The sequence below is a fragment of the Streptomyces thioluteus genome, assembly GCF_039535865.1.
Window position 1 is genome coordinate 17,475 of record NZ_BAAAXZ010000061.1, and the last position, 9,906, is coordinate 27,380.

A 9,906-nucleotide genomic window follows, 5' to 3' on the forward strand; every position below is an offset into this window, starting at 1 on the left:
CCGAAACTCGCGCAACCTGGGGCCCGGGACGGCCCTCTTCACAGGACAAGGGGGGTGGCGCCATGAAAGGGATCCGTGCGGCCGCCACAGTGGTGACGCTCACCGGCGCGGTGCTGCTCACGGGCGGCGTCTCGGCGCCCGGCGCGTCCGCGGACGGCGCGTCCCCGGGCGGCCCTGTGCACGTGGTGCTGAACGGCGCGTTCGAGAACCGGCCGGGTGAACTGGTCGACGTGGACGTGCAGGGCGTGCACCCCGGCGACCCGGTGACCGTCCACTCGCCGGCCTTCGGCCGCCGGCCCGTCCGGCTCGCCCCCTACGACCGGGACCGCCGCGCGCAGGGCCACCACGGCCGGCCCGCCGTCGCGATGACGGCCCGCCCCGGTGCGTATCCGCTCGCCGTCCGGGTCGGCGGCCGGACCGTGGCCCGGGACCTGGTCCGGGTACGGCCCCAGAAGCCGCCGTCGTTCCGGCTGTCGGACGAGGACGGGGTGCTGCGGCCGGGCGAGCGGTTCGCCCTGTGGTTCGACGACCTCTACCCGGGCGAGACGGGGTCCTCCTTCACGGCCCGTTCGCCGGTCCTGCCCGGCCCCGTGCGGCTGGTCCACGACCCGCGGGGCAGCCATTGGAACAACCCCCGGATGTTCACCGGCACCGTGACGCTGCCGACGGGCGCCAGGGAGGGCACCTACAAGATCGTCCTCGCCGGTCCGGACGGGCGGGCGCTGGGGGAGCGGACGGTGGCCGTCCGGGCGGCCCGTCCCGGGGGACGGCGACTATCTGGGCCGTGCGCGCGGCCCCGCCTTCTTCACCGCCCCCGGAGGGGCGGGGGCGGGCCCGTACGGACGGGCCGCCCGCGGCGATCGGCGGCACGGTCAACGTCCTCTGGCGCGACGCGTCGCCCGACCCCGGCGAGGAGGGCCGGCTCACCGCGACGTCCCCCGCCTTCGAGCGACCGGTCCCGCTGCGACGCGACGAGAGCCGGGCCGGGGACGGGGACGACCCCCGCTACTACGGCCCGGCGCGGATCCGGCGGGCGCTGGGGCCGGGAGCGTATCCGGTGACGGTGGTCAGCCATCACGGGCGGGTGCGGCGGACGGGGCGGCTGGTGGTGTCGGGCGCGTCCATTCCCGGTGCGGCTGCCCCCGGCGCGTCCGTCCCCGGGGCGTCCGCTTCCGGTGGGGACGGGCCGGGGTCGGGGTTGGGGTCGGTGGTCGCGGTTGTGGCGGGGGTGCTGGGGGTCGGGGGCGTGGCGGGTGGTGCGCTGCTGTGGGTGCGGCGGAGGCTGCGGGCGGGGGCCGCGGGGCGGTGAGTTCTGCCCCGGTCCCGCCCTTTCACCGTTTCTCCCGGGGCTGCGCCCCTCGGCCCGGCACCGCGCTCCGCGCGGTGGGCGGGGGCTGCGCCCCCTGCACCCTGCTTCCGGGGCTGCGCCCTGGGCCCGCAATGCGGCTGCGCCGCGTTGGCCGGGGCTCCGCCCCTGCGCCCCGCCGGGGGCTCCGCCCCCTGGACCCCTGCCGGGGCTTCGCCCCTGGACCCTTGCCGGGGCGCAGCCCTTGGTCCCCCGTTCGGGGCTTCGCCCCGGACCCCGCAACCGCGCTCCGCGCGGTTGTCCTCAAGCGCCGGACGGGCTGAAATGGCGCGCCCCGCGCACCAGTAGCCCGTCCGGCGCTTGAGGACAGCGCCCGCAGGGCGCTTCGGGGGTCCAGGGGGCGAAGCCCCCGGTGGGGTGCAGGGGCGAAGCCCCGCCCACCGCGCGGAGCGCGGCCCGGCCTCCGCGCGCGGCAGCGCGCACCGCGGGGTGGCGCAGGGGCGCAGCCCCTGCGGGAAACGGTGAAAGGGCGGGGCGGGGGCGGATCCCCAGGGCGCCGGGCCGCTTGCCGCCGCCCCACCCCCCGCTCGACAATTGATCCGCCAGACGAACCAGACGAAAGAACCCCTCGCACCATCCATCCGTCCCACGGAGGCCGACATGGCGGGATTTCTGGACCGGGCCAAGGAGCAGGCCCAGCAGGCACTGCAGCAGGGCAAGGAGAAGGTCGAGGAGGTGCAGGCCCAGCGCGCCGGCGGCGAGCTCCTGAGAAAGCTCGGCGCGGCGTACTACGCGGAGCAGCGCGGCAGCGGCACGGGGCAGGCCACCCAGGACGCGCTCAACGCCCTGGAGGCGCACATCGCCGTGCACGGTGACGGCTTCCTGCGCGGCTGAAACGCGGCTGAAGCGTCACGGGGCTTCCGGCCGAGGGCCCGGCCGGGCACCCTGTGGGGAGGCGCACAGCCCCACAGGGATCCCACAGGGAAAAGGTGACACGCACATGGCTGCGGCCCCTCACGACCTGCGCTTCGACTCCGGGCGGCTCTGCCTGGACCTCGTGGCCACGTTCGCCGCGGCCGGGCGGCCCGGCGAGGAGCCGTACGAGCGCCTGGCCACCCCGGAGCGCCTGCGCGCCTGGCTGCTGGGCGCCCCGCGTCGTCCCGCCCGGCACCCCGCTGGACGGCGTGGACTCCGGCTGGCTGCGCCACTTCCACGCGCTCCGCGGCCTGTTGCACCGCGTGGTGCACGCGGAGGTCGCCGGCGGTCCGGGAAGCCACGCCGCCGACGCCGACCTCGAACGCGTCAACGCCCTCGCCGCCGTCGCGCCCCCGGCCCTCCGCGCCGTACGGAACGGCGACGGCGGACTGGTCCGCACCGTCGCCGCACCGCCGGACTGCGGGGCGCTGGCCGCCCTGGTCGCCCGCGACGCCGTCGAGCTGCTCACCGACCCGGCCGCGCGCGGCCTGCTGCGCCAGTGCGAGGGCGAGAGCTGCTCGCTCCTCTATCTCGACACCTCCCGGGGCCGGCGCCGCCGTTGGTGCTCCAGCGAGGTCTGCGGCAACCGCGAGCGCGTCGCCCGCCACCGCCGCAGGGCGCTCGCCGGGAACGGCGCAAGAGGCGAGGACGGGCAGGAAGGTGTCAAACCTCCCATGTCCTGACAGGTGCGCCAGGTCCCCCTGTTCGCGTACGGTTGAAGGCTGCCCTACGCACACAGAAGGGGGCCTGGGTGGCCGCGCAGAAACGCCACGAGCGCGCAGGTGGCGACGGAACCTGAGAAGGTCGCGGAAGGGATCCGCGACCGTGAGATCGGTGCAGAGCAGCACCATCTGGACCGGGTGTACCGGCGCCTCGAGGAGAAGATCCACGAGGCGGAGTTCCTCATGGACGACGCCGCCAAGCGCGGCCAGGTCGGCACACCGGGGGCGCTCGCCGAGCGCGACGCCCAGGTGTTCCGCGCCGGTATCCATCTCAACCGGCTCAACAGCGAGTTCGAGGACTTCCTGTTCGGCCGGATCGACCTGTTGCTCGGCAAGGACGGCAAGAGGGGGCCGGACGGCGCGTACACCTCCGTCGAGCCCGCCGACGACGCCGTGCGCGACGAGCGGGCCGAGATCGCCGAGACCCTGCACATCGGCCGCATCGGCGTCCTCGACGCCGACTACTCCCCGCTCGTGATCGACTGGCGGGCCCCCGCCGCCGCGCCGTTCTACCGCGCGACGCCCGTGGCCCCCGGCCGGGTCGTGCGCCGCCGGGTCATCCGTTCCAAGGGCCGCCGGGTCCTCGGCGTCGAGGACGACCTGCTGCGCCCGGAGCTGCGCACCACCCTGGACGGCACCGCGCTGCCGGTGGTCGGCGACGGCGCGCTGATGGCCGCGCTCGGCCAGGCCCGCAGCCACACCATGAGGGACATCGTTTCTTCGATTCAGGCCGAGCAGGACCTGGTGATCCGCGCCCCCGCCGCCTCGGTGACCGAGGTCGAGGGCGGGCCGGGCACCGGCAAGACCGCCGTCGCGCTGCACCGCGCCGCGTACCTGCTCTACCAGGACCGGCGCCGCTACGCCGGCGGCATCCTCGTCGTCTCGCCGACCCCGCTGCTCGTCGCCTACACCGAGGGCGTGCTGCCGTCGCTCGGCGAGGAGGGCCAGGTCGCGATCCGGGCGCTGGGCTCGCTGGTGGACGGCGCGGAGGCGACCACGTACGACGAGCCGGCCGTGGCCCGGATCAAGGGCTCGTCCCGGATGCTCAAGGTGCTGCGCAAGGCTGCCCGCGGCGCGCTGGAGGTCCCGCGCGGCGGCGGCGCCGTCCCGGACCGGCTGCGCGTCGTCGCCTTCGGCGCCCGGATCGAGCTCGGCGCCGAGGAGCTCCAGCGCATCCGGCAGACGGCCCTGGGCGGGACGGCCCCGGTCAACCTGCTGCGTCCGCGGGCCCGTCGGCTGATCCTGGACGCCCTGTGGTCCAAGGGCGGCGGCTCCCGGCGCTACACGGACCCGGAGCTGGCCGCGGAGGCGCGTGCCGCGTTCGACGAGGACATCACCACCGAGGACGACTTCCTGGCCTTCCTGTCCGCCTGGTGGCCCGAGCTGACGCCGCGTCAGGTCCTGGCGCTGCTGGCCGACGAGCGCCGCCTGGCGCGCTGGACGCGCCGGGTCCTCAACCCGCGCGAGACGCGGCTGCTGGCCCGCTCCCTGGGCCGCGTCGACGCGGACGGCAAGGGGCCGCTGTCGGTCCACGACGTGGCGCTGCTGGACGAGTTGGAGACGCTGCTCGGGGCCCCGATGCGGCCCAGGAAGCCCCGCGAGGCGGACCCGCTCGACCAGCTCACCGGCCTGGAGGAGCTGATGCCCGAGCGCGGCGAGTCGCGCCGCGAGCGGGCGGAGCGGCTGGCGCTGGAGCGGCGGGACTACGCGCACGTCATCGTGGACGAGGCGCAGGACCTGACGCCGATGCAGTGGCGCATGGTCGGCCGCCGGGGCCGGCACGCGACCTGGACGGTGGTCGGCGACCCGGCCCAGTCCTCCTGGTCCGACCCCGACGAGGCGGCCGTGGCCCGGGACGAGGCGCTGGGCACCCGCCCGCGCCGCCGCTTCCGGCTGACCGTCAACTACCGCAACCCGGCCGAGATCGCCGAGCTGGCCTCGAAGGTGCTGGCCCTGGCGATGCCCGGGATGGAGTCGCCGTCCGCGGTCCGCTCGACCGGCGTCGAGCCGCGCTTCGCCGTGGCCGGTCCCGACCTGCCCGCCTCGGTCCGCGCCGAGGCGCAGCACCTCCTGGACGACGTGGAGGGCACGGTCGGCGTCGTCGTGCCGATGGGCCGGCGTGCCGAGGCGCGCGGCTGGCTGGCCGGGCTGGGCGACCGTGTGGTCGTGCTGGGCAGCCTGGAGGCCAAGGGCCTGGAGTACGACGCGACGATCGTGGTCACGCCCGCCGAGATCGCCGACGAGTCCCCGGCGGGCCTGCGGGTGCTCTACGTGGCCCTGACCCGGGCCACCCAGCGGCTGACCGTGCTGGCGGGGAAGCGGGACGACCCGGACGCGGACGGCGTGCCGGACCTGCTGCGGGACTGACGGCGCGGCCGAAGGCGGGCCGCGATCCTGTGGGTTCGACCGGAACGGGCGCTACCGGGAATGACTTTCCCGGGGCGTTTGTTAGCCTGATTACGGCACCGGCTCGATCCAAGCCCCCGGGCCCAACCTTTGTCGCTACGAGCGACCACTTGCCGCGAGGCGAGCATGGCGGGTCGGTGCCGCTCAACGTTTCGACGGGCGCCCTTCGTGTGAAGGGCGCCCGTCGTGTTTGTGCAGGTGAACCCCTCGGGCGCTCTCATATGGCGAAACCTGCCTTCCGTAATTCCCGGGCCGGTTACCGTCTACCAGTGGGTAGGTGGGACGATCGAACGTCGCGCGGATGGTGCGCGCGCAGCACATCGTGATCAGGGAAAGCAGGGAAGCGGCCATGGCAACGGCGCCTAGCGTCTCGTACTCGATGACGGTCCGACTGGAGGTCCCCGCAGGCGGGACAGCCGGTCAGCCAGCTCACCACGAGCCGTGGAGTCCTCCGGCGGCTCGGTGACCGGCCTGGACGTCACCGCGTCCGGCCATGAGCGGCTGCGCATCGACGTGACGGTCGCTGCCACCTCGACCGCCCACGCCGACGAGATCGTGGACGAGCTCCGCGGCATCGAGGGCGTCACGGTCGGGAAGGTGTCCGACCGTACGTTCCTGATGCACCTGGGCGGCAAGATCGAGATGGCGTCCAAGCATCCGATCCGTAACCGTGACGATCTGTCGATGATCTACACGCCGGGTGTGGCGCGGGTGTGCATGGCGATCGCGGAGAATCCGGAGGATGCGCGTCGTCTGACGATCAAGCGGAACTCGGTCGCCGTGGTGACGGACGGGTCGGCGGTGCTGGGGCTGGGGAACATCGGTCCGAAGGCGGCGTTGCCGGTGATGGAGGGCAAGGCGGCTCTCTTCAAGCGGTTCGCCGGTATCGACGCGTGGCCGATCTGTCTGGACACCCAGGACTCGGACGCGATCGTGGAGATCGTCAAGGCCATCGCCCCCGGTTTCGCGGGCATCAACCTGGAGGACATCTCCGCGCCCCGCTGCTTCGAGATCGAGGCCCGGCTGCGCGAGGCGCTCGACATCCCGGTCTTCCACGATGACCAGCACGGCACCGCCATCGTCGTCCTCGCCGCCCTCACCAACGCCCTGCGCGTGGTGGACAAGAACATCGGTGACGTACGGGTCGTCATGTCCGGTGCGGGTGCCGCCGGTACGGCCATCCTCAAGCTCCTGCTGGCCGCCGGGTGTCAAGCACGCCGTCGTCGCCGACATCCATGGCGTCGTCCACTCCGGCCGTGAGGACCTCGTCTCGGCCGACCCCGAGTCCGCCCTGCGCTGGATCGCGGACAACACGAACCCGGAGGGGATGACGGGGACGTTGAAGGAGGCCGTGCGGGGCGCGGACGTCTTCATCGGGGTGTCGGCGCCGAACGTGCTGGGTGCGGAGGATGTGGCGGCGATGGCGGAGGGTGCGATCGTGTTCGCGCTGGCCAATCCGGATCCGGAGGTGGATCCGGCGATTGCCCGTCAGACGGCCGCGGTGGTGGCGACGGGGCGTTCGGACTTCCCGAACCAGATCAACAATGTGCTGGTCTTCCCGGGTGTGTTCCGGGGGCTGTTGGACGCGCAGTCGCGGACGGTGAACACGGAGATGATGCTGGCGGCCGCGGGGGCGCTGGCGGACGTGGTGGCCGAGGACGAGCTCAACGCGAACTACATCATCCCCAGCGTCTTCAACGAGAAGGTCGCCGGGGCGGTCGCCGGCGCCGTCCGGGAGGCCGCGAAGGCCGCCGGAGCGGCTGTGACGGCTGCCACGACGGCCTGATGACGGCGCGTCGCGTGGCGCGGCGCTCGTACGGCCCCCATAGGGTGTCGGGCAGTGAACGGGCCGTGGAAACGCGGCCCCACCCGAAGCTGTGGCGCTTTCCGTGTGACTCTCCAGGGTGCCGGATTGGCTTTCCCGCCACTGGTGGGGGCAGGATGCTCACCCGAGGACTCCGTCCGGGGGGCAATCCCCAGGGCGCGAGGGATCTAGTGGCGGACCCGGGTCCGGGGACTGTCCGAGGACCCTGGCAGCATCGGCTTCGATCTCACGCCTCATTGGCAAGAAGAACACGGGAGTACAACATGAACCGCAGTGAGCTGGTGGCCGCTCTGGCCGACCGTGCCGAGGTGACCCGCAAGGACGCCGACGCCGTTCTGGCCGCCCTCGCCGAGACCGTCGGTGAGGTCGTCGCCAAGGGCGACGAGAAGGTGACCATCCCCGGCTTCCTGACCTTCGAGCGCACCCACCGTGCCGCTCGCACCGCCCGTAACCCGCAGACGGGCGAGCCGATCCAGATCGCTGCCGGTTACAGCGTGAAGGTCTCCGCGGGCTCCAAGCTCAAGGAAGCCGCCAAGGGCAAGTAAGCAGGTCCCGCTCTGAGGGCGGCCACCCCCCGGGAGGGGGCGGCCGCCCTCAGGCGTTGGCGGTGCGCTGGCGGCGTTCGCCTCGGCGGGGTCGGAGGATGCCCCCGGCCCGCCCTTTCGCCGTTTCCCGCAGGGGCTGCCGCCCCTGCGCCACCCCGCTCGCGCGCTGCCGCGCGGTAGGCCGCGGGTCCGCGCTCCGCGCGGGGCGGGCGGGGCTTCGCCCCTGCAACCCACCGGGGGCTGCGCCCCCGGTGGGTTGCAGGGGCGAAGCCCCGGTCACCGCGGCGCAGCCGCATTGCGGGGCCGAGGGGCGCAGCCCCGGGAGAAACGGTGAAAGGGCGGGTCCGGGGCGTAAAACCCCGGAACCCGCCCTCCGTCCCGCGGAGCGAATCGCGTCACGCGCCCTGCGGCAGCTCCACATTCGCGCCCAGGTCCCGCAGCTTCTGCATGAAGTTCTCGTAGCCGCGGTTGATCAGCTCGATGCCGTGCACCCGCGACGTCCCCTCCGCCGCCAGCGCGGCGATCAGGTACGAGAAGCCGCCCCGCAGGTCGGGGATGACCAGATCCGCGCCCTGGAGCTTCGTCGGGCCGGAGACCACCGCCGAGTGCAGGAAGTTCCGCTGGCCGAAGCGGCACGCGGAGCCGCCCAGGCACTCGCGGTAGAGCTGGATGTGCGCGCCCATCTGGTTGAGCGCGGACGTGAAGCCCAGCCGGGACTCGTAGACCGTCTCGTGGACGATGGACAGGCCCGACGCCTGGGTCAGGGCTACGACCAGCGGCTGCTGCCAGTCCCGTCTGGAAGCCGGGGTGGGACGTTCGCGTCTCCAGCGCTATGGCGTTGAGCTCGCCGCCGGGGTGCCAGAAGCGGATGCCCTCGTCGGTCTCGATCTCGAAGGCGCCGCCCCGACCTTGCGGTAGGGTGTTGAGGGAAGGTCATCATCTCGCGCTGGCTGGCCGCCGCGGACGTAGATGTTTGCCCTTGGTCGCGAGCGCCGCGCTCGCCCAGTAGGCGGACTCCAGGCGGTCCGGCAGGGCGCGGTGGTTGTAGCCGCCGAGCGAGTCCACGCCGGTGATGCGGAATCGTCCGGTCGGGTGTCCATGGAGATGAGCCCTCTACATCGGCGGTGAGCCTGTGGGCGCTGGGCCTCGTACTGGTAAGCGCAGTCCGTCGCCCCGCGCACCCTGCTCTGTGGCCGCTGTGGACGACTCTCTGGGTTGGCCGAGCTGCGGGCGGCCCCTTGGACTAGACGCAGTGGGCCACGGTCGGGTGCTGTTTACTTGTGCCGCGGCATCGCTTGCGCGACGCGGTTCCTGGGCCATGCGCTAACCTTCGACCAAGGGTCACGTGGTGGGGCCGTTGCTACGCCTCAGGCAAGCGGTTTTCTGGTCCGCGACGCGAGCCCTTCGGTGCAGCTCCCCTAGCCCACCCGCCGCGCGACGCCGCGCCGGCGTCCAGACTCACAGCATGGCCAGCACCTGCAGCGACTCGGGCCGTGACGGGGAGCGCGGGCTCCGCGTGGTAGGAGTGAGCGCACGCTGCTGGATCCCGGTGGTACCTGTTTTCAGGTACAGCTTCTCGCAGTGCAGGGTCGAGCATCCGGCCCACCACCTTGGGGTATGGTGGAACTTCTTGTACCCCGGTGCTGTCACTTGTCCCCGCTACGTCGTGATAAGCGGCGGCTCGCACACAGGCCCTGCGTGAACTCCTCGCGTCCGGTGTGGTCATCAGATGGATTCAGGGCTCGCCGATCGGTGGCTAGACGCCAAGCGTGCGGGGTGATCGCGTCCGGGTGTCACGAACCGTGGCGCGGTGCAATGCGGCAGCAGTGGCGTGCGACCATGGTACACGGCGCCATATAGCGGTTTCCGCCACTCCGCGTACAGCTCCCGGCTGGCGGGTGTCGAGGAAGATCACCCAGCCCATGTTGCGCCGCGGTGGCCGGGACGGCGGCGAAAGGTCGCCCATCAGCGCGGTCGCGAGCCGGTTCAGGCCAGGATGTCTCCAATGCGGCCGTGCCGAGCACCTACGCCGGGGACGTTGTCCAGTCGTCGTCAGTCAGTTCCGCACGGCGGGCCCGGACGCGCTTGCGGGCGCGCGGGCGAGACAGGGGGCGGGCCGGGCGGGGG

General features: G+C 73.2%; 5 protein-coding genes and 3 pseudogenes. 7 read left to right on the forward strand and 1 reads right to left on the reverse strand.

The features are described 5' to 3' along the window. The first annotated feature begins 62 nt into the window (after positions 1-62). From ABD794_RS07875 to ABD794_RS07905, 7 genes and pseudogenes are all read left to right on the forward strand, one after another. Complete coding sequence (locus tag ABD794_RS07875; RefSeq protein ID WP_344961873.1) at positions 63-1,061, forward strand: hypothetical protein; 999 nt, start codon at positions 63-65, stop codon at positions 1,059-1,061. Then, positions 1,058-1,309 (forward strand): hypothetical protein, encoded by a 252-nt coding sequence (locus ABD794_RS07880; protein WP_344961874.1) that lies wholly within the window; start codon positions 1,058-1,060, stop codon positions 1,307-1,309. The genes ABD794_RS07875 and ABD794_RS07880 overlap by 4 nt, the downstream gene beginning before the upstream one ends. Before the next feature lie 657 nt (positions 1,310-1,966). After that, positions 1,967-2,200: a hypothetical protein gene (locus ABD794_RS07885; RefSeq protein WP_344023718.1), complete on the forward strand. Its 234-nt coding sequence runs from the start codon at positions 1,967-1,969 to the stop codon at positions 2,198-2,200. Positions 2,201-2,306: 106 nt separating this feature from the next. Further along, a pseudogene (locus ABD794_RS07890) lies at positions 2,307-2,964 on the forward strand (CGNR zinc finger domain-containing protein). A 99-nt stretch (positions 2,965-3,063) separates the two neighbouring features. Further along, a complete protein-coding gene (locus tag ABD794_RS07895) occupies positions 3,064-5,370 on the forward strand; it encodes a HelD family protein (RefSeq protein ID WP_344961876.1) in 2,307 nt (768 codons plus the stop codon). A gap of 388 nt (positions 5,371-5,758) precedes the next feature. Next, a pseudogene (locus ABD794_RS07900) lies at positions 5,759-7,195 on the forward strand (NAD-dependent malic enzyme). 302 nt (positions 7,196-7,497) lie between these two features. Further along, complete coding sequence (locus ABD794_RS07905) at positions 7,498-7,779, forward strand: HU family DNA-binding protein (RefSeq protein ID WP_004951951.1); 282 nt, start codon at positions 7,498-7,500, stop codon at positions 7,777-7,779. A gap of 395 nt (positions 7,780-8,174) precedes the next feature. Here the strand turns inward: ABD794_RS07905 and ABD794_RS07910 are convergent. Continuing rightward, positions 8,175-8,856: pseudogene (locus ABD794_RS07910) on the reverse strand (UDP-N-acetylglucosamine 1-carboxyvinyltransferase); the annotation flags it as partial. Between the last annotated feature and the right edge of the window lie 1,050 nt (positions 8,857-9,906).

What these genes read in the sequence shown, in the direction of transcription:
- ABD794_RS07885 (WP_344023718.1), top strand. Translation starts at nt 1,967, where the DNA reads ATGGCGGGATTTCTGGACCGGGCCAAGGAGCAGGCCCAGCAGGCACTG.
- ABD794_RS07875 (WP_344961873.1), top strand. Translation starts at nt 63, where the DNA reads ATGAAAGGGATCCGTGCGGCCGCCACAGTGGTGACGCTCACCGGCGCG.
- ABD794_RS07905 (WP_004951951.1), top strand. Translation starts at nt 7,498, where the DNA reads ATGAACCGCAGTGAGCTGGTGGCCGCTCTGGCCGACCGTGCCGAGGTG.